At 60.9% G+C, this 16,981-nt stretch carries 17 protein-coding genes; 13 read left to right on the forward strand and 4 right to left on the reverse strand.

Annotated elements, in window-relative coordinates:
* The first annotated feature begins 41 nt into the window (after window positions 1–41).
* From glyA to fdhA, 7 genes are all read left to right on the forward strand, one after another.
* Window positions 42–1,295: a serine hydroxymethyltransferase gene (gene glyA / locus TX24_RS10385; RefSeq protein ID WP_003194857.1), complete on the forward strand. Its 1,254-nt coding sequence runs from the start codon at window positions 42–44 to the stop codon at window positions 1,293–1,295.
* Between the two features lie 22 nt (window positions 1,296–1,317).
* Window positions 1,318–2,568, forward strand: coding sequence for a sarcosine oxidase subunit beta (locus TX24_RS10390; RefSeq protein WP_044271809.1), 1,251 nt, complete (start codon window positions 1,318–1,320; stop codon window positions 2,566–2,568).
* Window positions 2,569–2,583: 15 nt separating this feature from the next.
* Complete coding sequence (locus tag TX24_RS10395) at window positions 2,584–2,886, forward strand: sarcosine oxidase subunit delta (RefSeq protein WP_003194855.1); 303 nt, start codon at window positions 2,584–2,586, stop codon at window positions 2,884–2,886.
* Window positions 2,883–5,900 (forward strand): sarcosine oxidase subunit alpha, encoded by a 3,018-nt coding sequence (locus TX24_RS10400; protein ID WP_044271807.1) that lies wholly within the window; start codon window positions 2,883–2,885, stop codon window positions 5,898–5,900. The genes TX24_RS10395 and TX24_RS10400 overlap by 4 nt, the downstream gene beginning before the upstream one ends.
* Window positions 5,901–6,024: 124 nt before the next feature.
* The gene (locus TX24_RS10405) at window positions 6,025–6,657 is read left to right on the forward strand and encodes a sarcosine oxidase subunit gamma (RefSeq protein ID WP_047711947.1); all 633 of its coding nucleotides are present in this window, start codon (window positions 6,025–6,027) and stop codon (window positions 6,655–6,657) included.
* Window positions 6,658–6,818: 161 nt separating this feature from the next.
* Window positions 6,819–7,676 carry a formyltetrahydrofolate deformylase gene (gene purU, locus TX24_RS10410; RefSeq protein ID WP_044271799.1) on the forward strand — a complete coding sequence of 286 codons (858 nt, stop codon included), beginning with the start codon at window positions 6,819–6,821 and terminating at the stop codon, window positions 7,674–7,676.
* A gap of 183 nt (window positions 7,677–7,859) precedes the next feature.
* Window positions 7,860–9,059 (forward strand): formaldehyde dehydrogenase, glutathione-independent, encoded by a 1,200-nt coding sequence (gene fdhA / locus TX24_RS10415; protein ID WP_003194849.1) that lies wholly within the window; start codon window positions 7,860–7,862, stop codon window positions 9,057–9,059.
* 136 nt (window positions 9,060–9,195) lie between these two features.
* Here the strand turns inward: fdhA and TX24_RS31820 are convergent, their stop codons facing one another.
* Window positions 9,196–9,699, reverse strand: coding sequence for a hypothetical protein (locus TX24_RS31820; RefSeq protein WP_157255544.1), 504 nt, complete (start codon window positions 9,697–9,699; stop codon window positions 9,196–9,198).
* A 221-nt stretch (window positions 9,700–9,920) separates the two neighbouring features.
* Complete coding sequence (locus tag TX24_RS10420) at window positions 9,921–10,379, reverse strand: anti-sigma factor domain-containing protein (RefSeq protein ID WP_044271796.1); 459 nt, start codon at window positions 10,377–10,379, stop codon at window positions 9,921–9,923.
* A gap of 136 nt (window positions 10,380–10,515) precedes the next feature.
* Here TX24_RS10420 and TX24_RS10425 point away from each other — a divergent pair, with 136 nt between their 5' ends.
* The gene (locus TX24_RS10425; RefSeq protein WP_047711945.1) at window positions 10,516–11,088 is read left to right on the forward strand and encodes a DUF2780 domain-containing protein; all 573 of its coding nucleotides are present in this window, start codon (window positions 10,516–10,518) and stop codon (window positions 11,086–11,088) included.
* Here TX24_RS10425 and TX24_RS10430 read toward each other — a convergent pair.
* Window positions 11,085–11,972, reverse strand: a complete 888-nt coding sequence (locus tag TX24_RS10430; RefSeq protein ID WP_044271786.1) for an acyltransferase — start codon at window positions 11,970–11,972, stop codon at window positions 11,085–11,087. The two genes, TX24_RS10425 and TX24_RS10430, sit on opposite strands and share 4 nt — an antisense overlap.
* Window positions 11,973–12,143: 171 nt before the next feature.
* Here TX24_RS10430 and rloA2 point away from each other — a divergent pair, with 171 nt between their 5' ends.
* Genes rloA2 through TX24_RS32790 form a run of 5 tightly spaced genes read left to right on the forward strand, consistent with a single transcriptional unit; the run spans window position 12,144 to window position 16,340 of the window.
* A complete protein-coding gene (rloA2, locus tag TX24_RS10435) occupies window positions 12,144–12,644 on the forward strand; it encodes a retropepsin-like aspartic peptidase RloA2 (protein WP_057710283.1) in 501 nt (166 codons plus the stop codon).
* An 8-nt stretch (window positions 12,645–12,652) separates the two neighbouring features.
* The gene (creB, locus tag TX24_RS10440; RefSeq protein WP_003194839.1) at window positions 12,653–13,321 is read left to right on the forward strand and encodes a two-component system response regulator CreB; all 669 of its coding nucleotides are present in this window, start codon (window positions 12,653–12,655) and stop codon (window positions 13,319–13,321) included.
* A complete protein-coding gene (creC, locus tag TX24_RS10445) occupies window positions 13,321–14,760 on the forward strand; it encodes a two-component system sensor histidine kinase CreC (RefSeq protein WP_057710284.1) in 1,440 nt (479 codons plus the stop codon). Before creB ends, creC begins: the two co-directional genes overlap by 1 nt.
* 51 nt (window positions 14,761–14,811) lie before the next feature.
* On the forward strand, window positions 14,812–16,161 hold the full coding sequence (creD, locus tag TX24_RS10450) for a cell envelope integrity protein CreD (protein WP_057710285.1): 1,350 nt from the start codon (window positions 14,812–14,814) through the stop codon (window positions 16,159–16,161).
* Entirely contained in the window at window positions 16,158–16,340 is a 183-nt protein-coding gene (locus tag TX24_RS32790; protein ID WP_044271779.1) for a hypothetical protein, read from the forward strand. Before creD ends, TX24_RS32790 begins: the two co-directional genes overlap by 4 nt.
* On the opposite strand, the gene TX24_RS10460 is transcribed toward TX24_RS32790, so the two are convergent.
* Window positions 16,325–16,954: a glutathione S-transferase family protein gene (locus TX24_RS10460; protein WP_047711942.1), complete on the reverse strand. Its 630-nt coding sequence runs from the start codon at window positions 16,952–16,954 to the stop codon at window positions 16,325–16,327. The genes TX24_RS32790 and TX24_RS10460 overlap by 16 nt on opposite strands.
* Window positions 16,955–16,981: the final 27 nt, after the last annotated feature.

A 16,981-nucleotide genomic window follows, 5' to 3' on the forward strand; every position in this document is an offset into this window, starting at 1 on the left:
CTGCGAGGGCCTCAACAATACGAAAGGCTGGGAGAGACGCGATGTTCAGCAAACAAGACCAGATTCAGGGATATGACGACGCACTGCTGGCGGCGATGAATGCCGAGGAGCAGCGCCAGGAAGATCATATCGAGCTGATCGCGTCGGAGAACTACACCAGCAAGCGCGTGATGGAAGCTCAAGGCAGCGGCCTCACCAACAAATACGCCGAAGGCTACCCGGGCAAGCGCTACTACGGTGGCTGCGAGCATGTGGACAAGGTCGAAGCCCTGGCCATCGAACGCGCCAAGCAGCTGTTCGGTGCCGATTACGCCAACGTGCAGCCGCACTCCGGTTCCTCGGCCAACAGTGCCGTGTACCTGGCGCTGATCAATGCCGGCGACACCATCCTGGGCATGAGCCTGGCCCACGGCGGTCACCTGACCCACGGCGCTAAAGTGTCGTCCTCGGGCAAGCTGTACAACGCGGTGCAATACGGCATCAACACCGACACCGGCTTGATCGACTACGACGAAGTCGAGCGCCTGGCGGTCGAGCATAAGCCGAAGATGGTCGTGGCGGGTTTCTCGGCCTACTCCAAAACCCTGGATTTCCCACGCTTTCGTCAGATCGCCGACAAAGTAGGCGCGCTGCTGTTCGTCGACATGGCCCACGTTGCCGGCCTGGTCGCCGCCGGCCTGTACCCCAACCCGCTGCCCTACGCCGACGTGGTCACCACCACCACCCACAAAACCCTGCGCGGTCCACGGGGCGGCCTGATTCTGGCCAAGGCCAACGAAGAAATCGAAAAGAAACTCAACGCCGCGGTATTCCCCGGCGCTCAAGGCGGCCCGCTGATGCACGTGATCGCCGGCAAGGCCGTGTGCTTCAAGGAAGCGCTGGAGCCCGGCTTCAAGGCTTACCAGCAGCAAGTGATCGATAACGCCCAGGCCATGGCCGAAGTGTTCATCAAACGTGGCTACGACGTGGTCTCCGGCGGCACCGACAACCACCTGTTCCTGGTCAGCCTGATCCGCCAGGGCCTCACCGGCAAAGAGGCGGATGCCGCTCTGGGTCGCGCCCACATCACCGTCAACAAAAACGCGGTGCCGAATGACCCGCAGTCGCCGTTCGTGACCTCGGGCCTGCGCATCGGTACCCCGGCGGTGACCACCCGTGGCTTCAAAGTGCCGCAGTGCGTAGAGCTGGCCGGCTGGATCTGCGACATCCTCGACAACCTCGGCGACGCCGATGTCGAGGCTAACGTGGCCAAGCACGTGTCTGCCCTGTGCGCTGATTTCCCGGTTTATCGCTGAGCGCGGTTTTGGAGTAATGACTATGCAACGCTACTCAGGCTTCGGCCTCTTCAAGCACTCCCTCAGCCATCACGAAAACTGGCAGAAGATGTGGCGCACGCCGACCCCTAAAAAGGTCTATGACGTAGTGATCGTCGGCGGCGGCGGGCATGGTCTGGCGACCGCCTATTACTTGGCCAAGGAGCACGGCATCACCAACGTGGCCGTGGTCGAGAAAGGCTGGCTGGGCGGCGGTAACACCGCGCGCAACACCACCATCGTGCGTTCCAACTACCTGTGGGACGAGTCGGCGCACCTGTACGAACACGCCATGAAACTCTGGGAAGGTTTGTCCCAGGACCTGAACTACAACGTGATGTTCTCCCAGCGTGGCGTGTACAACCTGTGCCACACCCTGCAGGACATCCGTGATTCCGAACGTCGTGTGAGCGCCAACCGCCTCAACGGCGTGGACGGCGAACTGCTGAATGCCCGGCAAGTGGCCGACGAAATCCCGTATTTGGATTGCTCGAAGAACACCCGTTACCCCGTACTCGGCGCCACCGTGCAACGGCGCGGCGGCGTGGCCCGTCACGATGCTGTGGCCTGGGGCTTTGCCCGTGCCGCCGATGCCTTGGGCGTGGACTTGATCCAGCAGACCGAAGTGATCGGTTTTCGCAAGGAAAACGGCGTGTGCATCGGTGTGGAAACCAACAAGGGCTTTATCGGCGCCAAGCGCGTCGGTGTGGTCACAGCCGGTAATTCCGGGCACATGGCTTCGCTGGCGGGCTTTCGCCTGCCGATCGAATCCCACCCGCTGCAAGCCCTGGTGTCGGAGCCGATCAAGCCGATTATCGACAGCGTGATCATGTCCAACGCGGTGCACGGTTACATCAGCCAGTCCGACAAGGGCGACCTGGTGATCGGCGCCGGTATCGACGGCTACAACGGCTACGGCCAGCGTGGCTCGTACCCGGTGATCGAACACACCATCCAGGCCATCGTCGAGATGTTCCCGGTGTTGTCGCGGGTGCGCATGAACCGCCAGTGGGGCGGCATCGTCGACACCACCCCGGACGCCTGCCCGATCATTTCCAAGACCCCGGTACCGAACATGTTCTTCAACTGCGGTTGGGGTACGGGCGGCTTCAAGGCCACCCCAGGCTCAGGCAACGTGTTTGCCGCCAGCCTGGCCAAGGGTGAAATGCACCCACTGGCCGCCCCTTTTTCCATCGACCGTTTCCACAACGGTGCGTTGATCGACGAACACGGCGCTGCGGCCGTCGCCCACTAACAGGAGAAATTCCCTATGTTGCATATCTTCTGTCCTCACTGTGGCGAACTGCGCTCCGAAGAGGAATTCCATGCGTCCGGCCAAGCGCACATCCCGCGCCCGCTGGACCCGAATGCCTGCACCGACGAGCAGTGGGGCGACTACATGTTCTTTCGCGACAACCCGCGCGGCCTGCACCACGAACTGTGGATCCATGCCGCCGGTTGCCGCCAGTATTTCAACGCCACCCGCGACACCGTCACCTACGAAATTCTTGAAACCTACAAGATCGGTGAGAAGCCTCAGTTCACCGCCAAGGCCTCTGGAGAGAAGGTATGAGCCAGATCAATCGCCTGTCCAACGGTGGCCGCATCGACCGTAATAAAGTCCTGACGTTTACGTTCAACGGTCAGAGCTACAAAGGCTTTGAAGGCGACACCCTGGCCGCAGCCCTGCTGGCCAACGGCGTCGACATCATTGGCCGCAGCTTCAAGTACTCGCGCCCACGGGGCATCTTTGCCGCAGGCGCCGAAGAGCCGAACGCGGTGCTGCAGATCGGCGCCACCGAAGCCACGCAGATCCCCAACGTGCGCGCCACCCAACAGGCGCTGTACCAGGGCTTGGTTGCTACCAGCACCAACGGCTGGCCGAGCGTGAACAACGACATGATGGGCATTCTCGGCAAGGTCGGCGGCAAGCTGATGCCGCCGGGCTTCTACTACAAAACCTTCATGTACCCGCAATCGTTCTGGATGACCTACGAGAAGTACATCCGCAAGGCGGCGGGCCTTGGCCGTTCGCCCACCGAGAACGATCCGGACACCTACGACAACTTCAACCGTCATTGCGACGTGCTGGTGGTCGGTGCAGGCCCATCCGGCCTGGCAGCGGCACTGGCGGCGGCGCGCAGCGGTGCCCGCGTGATCATCGCCGACGAGCAAGAGGAATTTGGTGGCTCGCTGCTTGATTCCCGTGAAAGCCTCGACGGCAAGCCCGCCACTGAATGGGTCGCCGGCGTCATTGCCGAATTGAAAGCCCTGCCGGACGTGGTGCTGCTGCCCCGCGCCACCGTCAACGGCTACCACGACCATAACTTCCTGACCATTCACGAACGCCTGACCGACCACCTGGGTGACCGTGCGCCGATTGGCGTGGTGCGTCAGCGTATCCACCGCGTACGTGCCAAGCGGGTGGTGCTGGCTACTGGTGCGTGCGAGCGTCCGCTGGTGTACGGCAACAACGATGTGCCGGGCAATATGCTCGCAGGTGCGGTGTCAACCTACGTGCGTCGTTATGGCGTGGCACCGGGTAAAAAGCTGGTGCTGTCGACCAACAATGACCATGCCTACCGCGTAGCGCTGGACTGGTTCGATGCGGGCCTCACCGTTGTCGCGGTGGCCGATGCGCGTCACAACCCACGCGGTGCACTGGTGGAAGAAGCCCGCGCCAAAGGCATTCGCATCCTCACCGGCAGCGCCGTGATCGAAGCCCGTGGCAGTAAGCATGTGACCGGTGCCCGCGTGGCAGCCATCGACGTCAAAGCGCATAAAGTCACCAGCCCCGGCGAGTGGCTGGACTGCGACCTGGTCGCCAGCTCCGGCGGTTACAGCCCGGTGGTGCACCTGGCCTCGCACCTGGGCGGCAAGCCGACCTGGCGTGAAGATATCCTCGGGTTTGTACCGGGCGAAGCACCGCAAAAACGCGTGTGCGTGGGCGGCATCAACGGTGTCTACGGCCTTGGCGATTCCCTCGCCGATGGCTTTGAAGGCGGCGTGCGTGCGGCCAGCGAAGCCGGTTTTGCCCCGGTTGAAGGCACGCTGCCAAAAGCCTTGAGCCGTCTGGAAGAGCCGACGCTGGCGCTGTTCCAGGTGCCCCACGAAAAAGCCACTGCACGGGCGCCGAAGCAATTTGTCGACCTGCAAAATGACGTCACCGCAGCCGCCATCGAACTGGCCACCCGCGAAGGTTTCGAATCGGTCGAGCACGTCAAACGCTACACCGCGCTGGGCTTCGGTACTGACCAGGGCAAGCTGGGTAACGTCAACGGCCTGGCCATCGCCGCCCGTTCGCTGAACGTGACCATCCCCCAGATGGGCACCACCATGTTCCGTCCCAACTACACGCCGGTGACCTTCGGCGCCGTAGCGGGCCGTCACTGTGGGCATATCTTCGAGCCGGTGCGCTACACCGCGCTGCAAGCCTGGCACGTCAAGAACGGCGCCGAGTTTGAAGACGTCGGCCAGTGGAAACGCCCGTGGTATTTCCCGCGCAACGGTGAAGACCTGCACGCCGCGGTGAAACGCGAATGCCTGGCGGTGCGTGACAGCGTCGGCCTGCTGGACGCCTCCACCCTCGGCAAGATCGACATTCAGGGCCCGGATGCCCGCGAGTTCCTCAACCGCATCTACACCAACGCCTGGACCAAGCTCGACGTGGGCAAGGCGCGCTACGGCCTGATGTGCAAGGAAGATGGCATGGTCTTCGACGACGGCGTGACTGCCTGTCTGGCCGACAACCACTTCCTGATGACCACCACCACTGGCGGCGCCGCCCGCGTATTGCAGTGGCTGGAAATCTACCAGCAGACCGAATGGCCGGACCTCAAGGTGTACTTCACCTCGGTCACCGACCATTGGGCAACCATGACCTTGTCGGGCCCCAACAGCCGCAAGCTGCTCAGTGAAGTCACCGACATCGACCTGGACAAGGACGGCTTCCCGTTCATGACCTGGAAGGAAGGCCTGGTGGGCGGCGTGCCGGCACGGGTGTTCCGTATCTCGTTTACCGGTGAGCTGTCGTATGAGGTCAACGTACAGGCCGACTACGCCATGGGCGTGCTGGAAAAAATCGTCGAGGCCGGCAAAAAGTACAACCTGACCCCGTACGGCACCGAGACCATGCACGTCCTGCGCGCCGAGAAGGGCTTCATCATCGTCGGGCAAGACACCGACGGCTCGATGACCCCGGACGACCTGAACATGGGCTGGTGCGTTGGCCGTACCAAACCGTTCTCGTGGATTGGCTGGCGCGGGATGAACCGTGAAGACTGCGTGCGCGAAGAGCGCAAGCAGTTGGTGGGGCTCAAGCCGATCGATCCGAATGTGTGGCTGCCGGAAGGCGCGCAGTTGGTGTTCGATCCGAAGCAGACGATCCCGATGAAGATGGTGGGGCACGTTACCTCAAGTTATGCGCATAACTCCCTGGGCTATTCGTTTGCCATGGGTGTGGTGAAGGGCGGCTTGAAGCGCATCGGCGAGCGGGTGTTCTCGCCGCAAGCGGATGGCAGCGTGATCGAGGCCGAGATTGTTTCATCGGTGTTCTTTGACCCGAAAGGCGATCGCCAGAACATCTGATCGACCGAGTCGCCTGCATCGCAGGCAAGCCAGCTCCCACATTTGGAATGTATTGTCCTGTGGGAACCGGGCTTGCCCGCGATGAGGCCAGAACAGTCACCACAGAATTCAGAACAGGTGCTTTATGACAGCAGCCAATGTTTACCAACAACGCCCCACCACCGGTGCCAAGGCCGAGTCGTCGCTGCACCATGCCGACCTCGCCAGCCTGGTGGGCAAGGGCCGCAAGAACGCCGGCGTGACCGTGCGTGAAAAGAAACTCCTCGGCCACCTGACTATCCGTGGCGATGGCCACGACGCCGCCTTCGCCGCTGGCGTACACAAGGCGGTTGGCATCGAACTGCCCGGCCCCTTGAGCGTGGTCGTCAACGGTGAAACCAGCCTGCAGTGGCTCGGCCCGGATGAGTGGCTGTTGATCGTGCCGAGCGGTGAAGAGTTTGCCGCCGAGCAAAATCTGCGCGCTGCCCTGGGCGACCTGCATATCCAGATCGTCAACGTCAGCGGCGGCCAGCAGATTCTTGAACTGAGCGGCCCGAATGTGCGCGATGTGCTGATGAAGTCCACCAGCTATGACGTGCACCCTAATAACTTTCCGGTGGGCAAGGCGGTGGGTACGGTGTTTGCCAAGTCGCAACTGGTGATCCGTCATACCAGCGACGACACCTGGGAGCTGCTGATCCGTCGCAGCTTCTCGGATTACTGGTGGTTGTGGCTGCAGGATGCCTCGGCCGAATTCGGCCTGAGCGTCCAAGCCTGACATGGCGCTCGCGCTGTCTCACCCCTTCACTGTAGGAGCGAGCTTGCTCGCGAAAAACTCAAAGACGCCGCGTTCATTCAGCATGCACGCATCATCGTTGGCGTTCTTCGCGAGCAAGCTCGCTCCTACAGTCGATAGCGTTGTTTGAGGAGTTATTCGTAATGAGCCGCGCCCCTGATACATGGATTTTGACCGCCGACTGCCCCAGCGTGCTCGGCACGGTGGACGCGGTCACCCGCTATCTGTTCGAACAGGGCTGCTACGTCACCGAGCACCATTCGTTCGATGACCGCCTTTCGGGCCGGTTTTTCATTCGTGTGGAGTTTCGCCAGCCCGATGGCTTCGACGAGCAAGCCTTTCGCGCAGGCCTGGCGAGCCGTGGCGAAGCGTTTGGCATGATCTTCGAACTGACGGCGCCGAACTACCGGCCCAAAGTGGTGATCATGGTCTCCAAGGCCGATCACTGCCTCAACGACCTGCTGTATCGCCAGCGCATCGGCCAGTTGTCGATGGATGTGGTCGCGGTGGTGTCCAACCACCCTGATCTGAAACCGTTGGCCGACTGGCACCAGATTCCCTACTACCATTTCCCCCTGGACCCCAACGACAAACCGTCCCAGGAGCGTCAGGTGTGGCAGGTGATTGAAGACACCGGCGCCGAATTGGTGATCCTTGCGCGCTACATGCAAGTGCTGTCACCGGAGCTGTGCCGCAAGCTGGACGGCAAGGCCATCAACATTCATCACTCGTTGCTGCCGGGCTTCAAGGGCGCCAAGCCGTATCACCAGGCGTACAACAAGGGCGTGAAACTGGTGGGCGCGACGGCGCATTACATCAACAACGATCTGGATGAAGGGCCGATCATCGCCCAAGGCGTGGAAGTGGTGGATCACAGCCACTATCCCGAAGACTTGATTGCCAAGGGGCGCGATATCGAAGGGCTCACATTGGCGCGGGCGGTGGGGTATCACATCGAGCGGCGGGTGTTTTTGAATGCCAATCGCACCGTCGTTCTCTAGATCGCTATCGCAGGCAAGCCAGCTCCCACATTCCTGGATGTGTGAACCCGATCCACGGTGGGAGCTGGCTTGCCTGCGATGAGGCCCTTACAAGCAACACAAGAAACAGCATCTGTACCCGAGCACTTAACGCGCTGCCCCAAGGGCAACGCAGTTCCATAAAAACAACAGCGAGGTGAAAGCATGTCTGGTAATCGTGGTGTCGTGTATCTCGGCAACGGCAAGGTCGAAGTACAGAAAATCGACTATCCCAAAATGCAGGACCCCCGTGGCAGGAAGATTGAGCACGGCGTCATCCTGCGCGTGGTCTCCACCAACATCTGCGGCTCCGACCAACACATGGTGCGCGGCCGCACCACGGCCCAGACCGGCCTGGTGCTGGGGCATGAAATCACCGGTGAAGTGATCGAGAAGGGCAGCGACGTCGAGAACCTGAAAATCGGTGACCTGGTGTCTGTGCCCTTCAACGTGGCGTGCGGCCGCTGCCGCTCCTGCAAGGAACAACACACCGGCGTCTGCCTGACCGTCAACCCGGCCCGTGCCGGTGGTGCCTACGGCTACGTGGACATGGGCGACTGGACCGGCGGCCAGGCCGAGTACGTGCTGGTGCCGTATGCCGACTTCAACCTGCTGAAACTGCCGGACCGCGACAAGGCCATGGAGAAAATCCGTGACCTGACCTGCCTCTCCGACATCCTGCCCACCGGCTATCACGGCGCCGTTACGGCCGGTGTTGGCCCAGGCAGCACCGTGTACATCGCTGGCGCCGGCCCGGTCGGCCTGGCCGCTGCCGCCTCCGCTCGTTTGCTGGGTGCAGCGGTGGTGATCATCGGTGACGTCAACTCAATCCGCCTGGCCCACGCCAAGGCCCAGGGTTTTGAAGTGGTCGACCTGTCCACCGACACCCCCCTGCACGAACAAATAGCCGCGCTATTGGGCGAGCCCGAAGTGGACTGCGCCGTTGACTGCGTGGGCTTTGAAGCACGCGGCCACGGCCACGATGGCGTCAAGGCCGAAGCCCCGGCCACGGTGCTCAACTCGCTGATGGGCGTGGTGCGCGTGGCGGGCAAGATCGGTATTCCAGGCCTGTATGTGACCGAGGACCCAGGTGCTGTCGATGCCGCCGCGAAAATGGGTAGCCTGAGCATTCGCTTTGGCCTGGGCTGGGCCAAATCCCACAGCTTCCACACCGGGCAGACGCCGGTGATGAAGTACAACCGCCAACTGATGCAGGCGATCATGTGGGACCGTATCAACATTGCCGAGATCGTCGGCGTGCAGGTGATCAGCCTGGATGACGCTCCACGCGGGTATGGCGAGTTCGATGCGGGTGTGCCGAAGAAGTTTGTGATTGATCCGCATAGTTTGTTTAGTGCAGCTTGAGTTCAAGATAAAAGGGCGGCCAATGGCCGCCCTGCTGCATTATTTGAAAGCTAGAACTTTCGTAGTGAGGTAAGGCGCGTTTAGCGGTTCTGAATTCTCCACGCATAACCCATGCTTAGAGGTCTGGTAGTCGTATTTATTTAAAAGAGCAACTTGTATGGGTGCAGTACTTGTTGATCGTGCCGGCTGTATTAGTGGTGGTTTCATTTTCCCAAGTGCCAGCATCCGGTTTAGGTAGCTCGCCGACATGTTTGACCAGTCGGATTCGAGCGTCATCTCCCGCGCCAACATAATCACATCTGATGTAGGCGACAGTTGTGCCCGGACTTTCTGTTTCATTGGGATCCTCCGATCCCTCTGTGCTTGAAATTACCCGTTGCGCCAGTGTGACCCTGTCAAAGTGTAGCCCTGCATTCAGGTAAGACTTATCTGCGTCGGGTGCGCCGGGCTGATTGGAGCCTTTCCAATTACCAAACTGGTATTTGTAGGTTCCGTTGTCCAGGGAGCCATTGACCTGACTTAGATCTGGACAGCTTTCCGCCGACGCGTAAGTGGTTCCAAGTAACGCAGCCAGCGATATAAAACCTGACAGGCAGAAGAGGCTCAGAGAAGGCTGTTTTTTGAATGTTGAAGGGTTCATCCTTGTTTGCTCCAGTGCTTGAAGGAGTCTCCATCATCAATATTTAATTTGATATGAGCTACTGTGAATGTTGACAGGTTTTTAGATTCATTTTTTATGCGGTCTATAATCAAATTGAATAAGTATTCAAGATGTCTGATCGTGTGGTGGGCGATTTACAGGTGACGTTGGAGCGGGCAAGCCCGCTCCGACAGTTTGATCCGAGTTTGCGTAGCCGAGGGTTAGCGAATTGCCAGTGCCCCTTGATACACCGTAGGGCCGGTTGGCTGCTTACTCACTGAGCCACCTTTGGTTTCAGAACTTACCATCAACTCCACGGGTTGTTTGATGGTTTCCTGCTGGCGCGGATTCAGGCCAATGATACCTTTGCCATCCTCGGGCAACAGGCCAAGGGACACCGGTGTGCCGTCTTTGGGAATCGCCCAGAGTTCAAGGCTTTGGTCCGGTGCTGGCGCCGTGGAGGCAATCGGTTCTACTTCCAGGTAATCCTTGTGGGCCATGATCTGTGCGGCTGGCTGCTGGGTCGTGGTCACCAACGTTGCCGCGGATTTGACGCTGTCCTGGGTGTAGAGCGCGCCGCCGATACCGGCAACCACCACCACGCAGGCGCCGATGAACAGGCGAGGGCGGCTCCAGAACGCAGGCTTGTGCTCAATCACTGGGGGTTGGATCGCAGTCATAAGTCTCTTCTCGACAAATTTTGTAGTCAGTTCATGGACCCGCTTATCCTCGATGGGTTCCTGAGGGGCTCCGGAACAACCGACGGGTTACCCAGTCCAACGCCTGCGTTTACCCCTATACCCAGAGGTTGTTTCGATGAAGATTTCACGCGGTTTTGCCCTGTCCTGCCTGTTGACCGTGGCCGCCGGCCCGGTGTTCGCCGCAGGTTTCAGCCTTGGCGATGCAGCCAACGCCATTTCCGGCATGCAGGGTGGCAACAACAAGGCCGCTGCCGCCGCGCCTACGTCGGAAACGGGCGGCCTGCTGAAGGCCCTGACCTCGCAATTGAACATCACCCCCGAGCAAGCGGTGGGCGGCACGGGTGCCATGCTGGGTCTGGCCAAGAACAAACTCAGCGGCAACGACTTCTCGCAGTTGAGTAGCAGTGTGCCGGGCCTCGAGCAGCTGTCGGGTAATAACGCGTTGGGCAGCCTCGGTGCCTTGAGCGGGATGCTCGGCCAAACCGGCGGCAGCAAGACCAGCGGCCTGGACGGCCTGCTGGGCAATGTGAAAAGCACCAATGACTTGAACACCGCCTTCAGCGCTCTGGGCATGGACAGCGGCATGGTCGGCCAGTTTGCCCCGGTGATTTTGCAATACCTGGGCGGCGCGGGTGCCAGCAACTCCGTGCTGGGCAAATTGGCTCAGGCGTGGGGCACCGGCAGCTAAAGAGGCTCCTCGCGCAGTTGTTCGATGCGCGCATCCTTTTCCATCCAGAGCTGGTTGACCCAGTTCTGGACGGTCTGGCGAAACGCCGGATCATTCTCGTAATCCCCTTGCCACAACGCCGGGTCCAGCTCGCGGGTGCGGATATCCACGATCACCGTCGGCACCGCGCCGCTGATCAAGTCCCAGAACCCCGGAATCTTTTGCTGCGGGTACACCACGGTCACGTCGAGGATCGCGTCCAACTGTTCGCCCATCGCCGCCAGCACAAAGGCCACGCCGCCCGCCTTGGGCTTGAGCAACCGGTTATACGGTGAAGCCTGTTGCGTGCGCTTGGCCTCGTTGAACCGCGTGCCCTCCAGGTAATTGACCACGGTGACCGGCTGACGCTTGAACAGCTCGCACGCTTGCTTGGTGATCTTCAAATCCTGCCCCGCCAGCTCCGGGTGCTTGGCCAGGAACGCCTTGGTGTAGCGCTTCATGAAGGGGTAATCCAGCGCCCACCAGGCCAGGCCGAGGAAGGGCACCCAGATCAGTTCTTTTTTCAGGAAGAACTTGAAGAACGGTGTGCGCCGGTTCAATGCCTGGATCAGTGCGGGAATGTCGACCCAGGATTGGTGGTTGCTGATCACCAGGTAAGAGGTATCGCCGCGCAGGTCCTCGCCACCGCGAATATCCCATTGGGTGGGGATGCACGCGGCGAAGATCAGCTTGTCGATCTCGGCCCAGGTCTCGGCGATCCACATCACCGCCCATGAGGCATAGTCACGCGAGCGCCCTGGCGCCACCAGCTTGAGCAGGGCGAAGACCATCAAGGGGCCGATCAGGATCAGCGTGTTGAGTAACAGCAGCAGTGTAACCAGACAGCCGGTGAGCAGGCGGCGCATAAGCAACTCTTGGAATTCTGTGGGCGGGCCATGATAAGCAAGGTGAGTCTAGAGGCCAAATCGCAAAATGCCCGACGAATGTTTCACACTGCGCGCGATATGCTCGGTCATCCAACTAAGTGCCGTGTTTGCGGTCTAGACTCCGCCCACTTCTTTCGAGGAAATCCTGCCGTGAAATTACTCCTTGCCGCGTTCGCCCTGGTTGCTGTGCCTGTCATGGCGGCCGAGCCGACCCTTTACGGTCGCTACGAATACATCCAGTTGCCGGAGATCGGCCAGACCTTCAAGGCCAAGATGGACACCGGCGCACTGACCGCCTCGCTGTCGGCGCGTGACATCGAAACCTTTCAGCGCGACGGCGATGATTGGGTACGCTTCCGCCTCGGCGGTGAGGACGCCAGTAACAAGGTGTATGAGCACAAGGTGTCGCGCATCAGCAAGATCAAGAGCCGCGCCGACGAAGATGATGACAAGGACGAAGCCAGCGTGGCCAAGCGCCCGGTGATCGACCTGGAAATGTGCCTGGGCGACGTCAAGCGCACCGTCGAGGTCAACCTTACTGACCGCAGCAGTTTCAACTACCCACTGCTGATTGGCGCCAAGGCCCTGCGTGAGTTTGGTGCTGCGGTAAACCCGGCGCGTCGTTACACTGCCGACAAACCGGACTGCTGATTGAGCCCATGCCGCACATCCTGATTGTCGAAGACGAAGCGGCGATAGCCGACACGCTGATCTTTGCCCTGCAAGGCGAAGGCTTCACCACCACCTGGCTGACGCTCGGCCAGGCGGCGCTGGAGCATCAGCGCCAGACCCCGGCCGACCTGGTCATCCTCGACATCGGCCTGCCGGACATCACCGGCTTTGAAACCTGCAAGCAATTGCGCCGCTTCAGCGAAGTGCCGGTGATGTTCCTCAGTGCCCGGGATGCGGAGATCGACCGCGTGGTGGGGCTGGAGATCGGCGCCGATGATTACGTGGTCAAACCTTTCAGCCCACGGGAAGTGGCGGCGCGGGTCCGGGCAATTCTCAAGCGGGTCGGCCCGGGTGTGGCGCCGACGCTGTTCCAGGTAGATCTGGAGCGCATGCAGATTCTCTATCGCGGCCAACCCTTGAGCCTCACGCGCCATGAGTTCCGCCTGCTGCAAAGCCTGCTGGAACAACCCGAGCGTGTGTTCAGCCGCGAGCAACTGCTGGACGCGGTGGGCGTACCCTTTGATGCCGGTTACGAGCGCAATATCGACAGCCATATCAAAAGCCTGCGCAGCAAGCTTCGGAGTGTGGCGGCGGACGCCGAGCCAATCCAGACCCATCGTGGCCTTGGCTATAGCTACAGCCCGAGCCACAGCTGATGCGCCTGGGGCTGCGGATTTTCCTGGTGTATGCGCTGTTTATCGGCCTGACCGGCTACTTCGTGCTCAACACCGTGATGAAGGAAATCCGCCCCGGCGTGCGCCAGTCCACCGAAGAAACCCTGGTGGACACCGCCAACCTGTTGGCCGAGATCCTGCGCGAGGACGTGAAGAACGGCACCCTCGGCCAGAGTCATTGGCCAGCGCTGCTCAAGGCCTATGGCAACCGTCAACCGGGTGCGGTGATCTGGGGGCTGCCGAAAAACCAGGTCAACCATCGCATCTACGTGACCGACGCCAAGGGCAGGGTATTGCTCGACTCCAGCGGTGAAGCGGTGGGCCAGGACTATTCGAAATGGAACGACGTGTACCTGACCCTGCGTGGCGAATACGGTGCGCGCTCCACCCGCAGTGACGCGGACGACGCCACCTCATCGGTGATGCACGTGGGGGCGCCGATTCGTGACAACGGCCAGATTATCGGCGTGGTCACGGTAGCCAAGCCCAACAGCTCGTTGCAACCCTACGTGGATCGCACTGAGCGGCGCCTGCTGTGGTACGGCGCCGGGCTGGTCACCCTGGGGCTGCTGCTGGGCGCGCTATTGTCGTGGTGGCTGACGGCGTCCCTCAGACGCCTTACCGCCTATGCCGAAGCCGTGAGCGAGGGCCGCCGCGCCGAGTTGCCGCATTATCGCGGCGGAGAGCTCAAGCAGTTATCCACCGCCGTGGAACACATGCGCACGCAGCTGGAAGGCAAGGCTTACGTAGAGCGCTACGTGCACACGCTGACCCATGAATTGAAAAGCCCGTTGGCGGCGATTCGCGGGGCGGCGGAGTTGTTGCAGGGCGACATGAGCCGCGAGCAGCAGCAGCGTTTTGTCGGCAATATCGACAGCGAAAGCGCGCGCCTGCAACAGTTGATCGAACGCCTGTTGAACCTGGCCCAGGTGGAGCAGCGCCAGGGTCTGGAAGAGCAGTCGAGCATTCCTTTGGCCGCCCTGGTTGAGGATGTGCTCAAGGCTCAATGTGCGCGGGTCGAAGGCGCCGGCTTGCACGTCGAGCAGGCGATTGCCGCTGATGTGAAGGTATTTGGCGAACCTTTCCTGCTGCGCCAGGCCCTGGGTAACCTGCTGGACAATGCCTTGGACTTTACTCCGCCCGGCGGCACGCTGCGGTTCAGCGCGCAGGTGCGGCATAACGAGGTGCAGGTCAGCCTGTTCAACCAGGCGGATGCAATTCCCGATTACGCCTTGCCGCGCCTGAGCGAGCGCTTCTACTCGCTGCCGCGCCCGGCCAGCGGGCGCAAAAGTACGGGCCTGGGGCTCAACTTTGTCGAGGAGGTGATGAAGCTGCACGGCGGCTTGTTGCAGATCGGCAACGTACCGGGCGGCGTGCAAGCGGTGCTGCATCTCCACACAGTCTCCACATTGCCCACATAAATCCCCCATATCGGCTGGGCAGACTCTCCCCATCAAAACAGGGAGAGACCCATGAACCGCAACCTGCTTTTCAAACTGGGCGCGATTGCGCTGCTGATCCTGCTGTTGTTGATTCCATTGCTGATGATCAACGGCATCATCAGCGACCGCCAGCAACTGCGCGACGGCGTATTGATGGACATTGCCAGAAGCTCAAGCTTTGCCCAGCGCCTCACCGGGCCGGTGATGGTGGTGCCGTATCGCAAGACCGTGCGTGAGTGGAAGCTCAATGAGAAGCTCAACAAACGCTACGAAGAAACCCGTGAAGAACGCGGCCGTCTGTATTTCCTGCCGGACCGTTTTGAGCTCGACGGCAAGGTGCAAACCGAACTGCGCTCGCGGGGGATCTACCAGGCGCGGTTGTTCCATGCCGACAACCGTATCAGCGGGCGTTTCGAGTTGCCTGCGCAGTTGGGGATCACCGAAGACTTTGCAGACTACCGCTTTGAACCGGCGTTTCTGGCGGTGGGCATCAGTGATATTCGCGGCATTGAAAACGCACTGAAGCTGGAACTGGGTGAGCAGCGGCTGGAGTTCTCTCCGGGTTCCCAAGTCGATTGGCTGGGCGAGGGTGTGCATGTAACGCTGCCCGAGCAAGACAGCAAGAAACCCGCCGTGGTGGAGTTCGCCTTCGACCTGCGCCTGCAAGGCACCGAGCAACTGCAAGTGGTGCCCGTGGGCAAGACCAGCCAGGTGTCAATGGCGTCCAACTGGCCGCACCCGAGCTTTATCGGCAACTTCCTGCCGGCTCAACGTGAAGTCACCGACCAGGGTTTCAGCGCCAATTGGCAGACGACATTCTTCTCCACCAACCTCGAACAAGCCCTGCAGAACTGCCTGGACGGGCAAGGCTGTGAAAACTTCAGCAACCGCAGCTTTGGCGTGAACTTCATCGACCCGGTAGACCAGTACCTCAAGAGCGACCGGGCGATTAAATATGCGCTGTTGTTTATCGCCCTGACCTTTGCCGGCTTCTTCCTCTTCGAGGTGCTCAAGAGTCTGGCGGTGCACCCGATCCAGTACGCTTTAGTGGGCGTCGCACTGGCGTTCTTCTACCTGCTGCTGTTGTCGTTGTCCGAGCATCTGGGCTTTGCCCTGGCCTACCTGATATCCGCCAGCGCCTGTGTGCTGTTGATCGGCTTCTACGTGTGCCATGTGCTGCGCAGCGTTGCCCACGGCCTGGGGTTTTCGGCCGGGCTGGCGGCGTTGTATGGCTTGCTGTACGGGTTGCTCAGTGCCGAGGATTACGCGCTGTTGATGGGCTCGCTGTTGCTGTTTGGCCTGTTGGGCACCGTGATGGTGCTGACACGCAAGCTGGATTGGTATGGGGTGGGTAAACGCAAGGTGGAGCAAGGGCAATGATCGGACTGCGCGAAGACCAGCAAATGAAAGCGAAGATGGTCAACTTTCTCACCAACGCCACCTTCCACTGCAGGAGCGAGCTTGCTCGCGAAGAACGCAAGAACACCGCGTTTAACCAGACGACCCGCGTTATCGTTGACGATTTTCGCGAGCAACCGCGCTCCTACAGAGGCGGCTGAGTCTGCTGCATCGAAGGCCGCAGGCTGACCTCGGCGTACCAGGCGGCGAGCCTTGGGTTATCTGTACGCCATTGCAGATCCGGGTGGCGAAAGTCGATATAGCCCAGTGCACAGGCCACGCTGATGGCGGCGATGTCGAAGTGGCTGGCCAGTTCGGCAATGGCGTCCCGCTCCAGTTCGGCGAGGGCGCGGCGGATCTTGTTGCGCTGTTCATCTAGCCAGGGCGCCCAGTGTTTTTCTGGCGGGCGCATGGCGGTCTCGTAACGCACCAGCACGGCGGCATCCATGATGCCGTCAGCCATCGAGGCCAGGGTCAGGCGCCGCCAGCGGGCCGAGCCGTCTCGGGGGATCAGCGGGTTGCCGACATGCTGGTGGTCGAAGTAATCGAGGATCACCCGGCTGTCGTGCAGTACCGAACCGTCGGCCAGGCGCAGGGCCGGGATCTTGCCGGTGGGGTTGCCTTGCACCACATCGGCGTCCGGGGTGATGGGCGTGGGCATGCAAGCGTGCAGGGCCACGCGGTCCTGTTGGCCGGTCTCTATCAGCAGCACGCGGACTTTGCGCACGAAGGGTGACGCCGGGTTGTGGAACAAGGTCATGCTAGGCGCGGACATGGGCATTCCTCTGTAGGAGCGAGCTTG

Source organism: Pseudomonas lactis, assembly GCF_001439845.1.
Taxonomy (GTDB): Bacteria; Pseudomonadota; Gammaproteobacteria; order Pseudomonadales; family Pseudomonadaceae; genus Aquipseudomonas; species Aquipseudomonas lactis.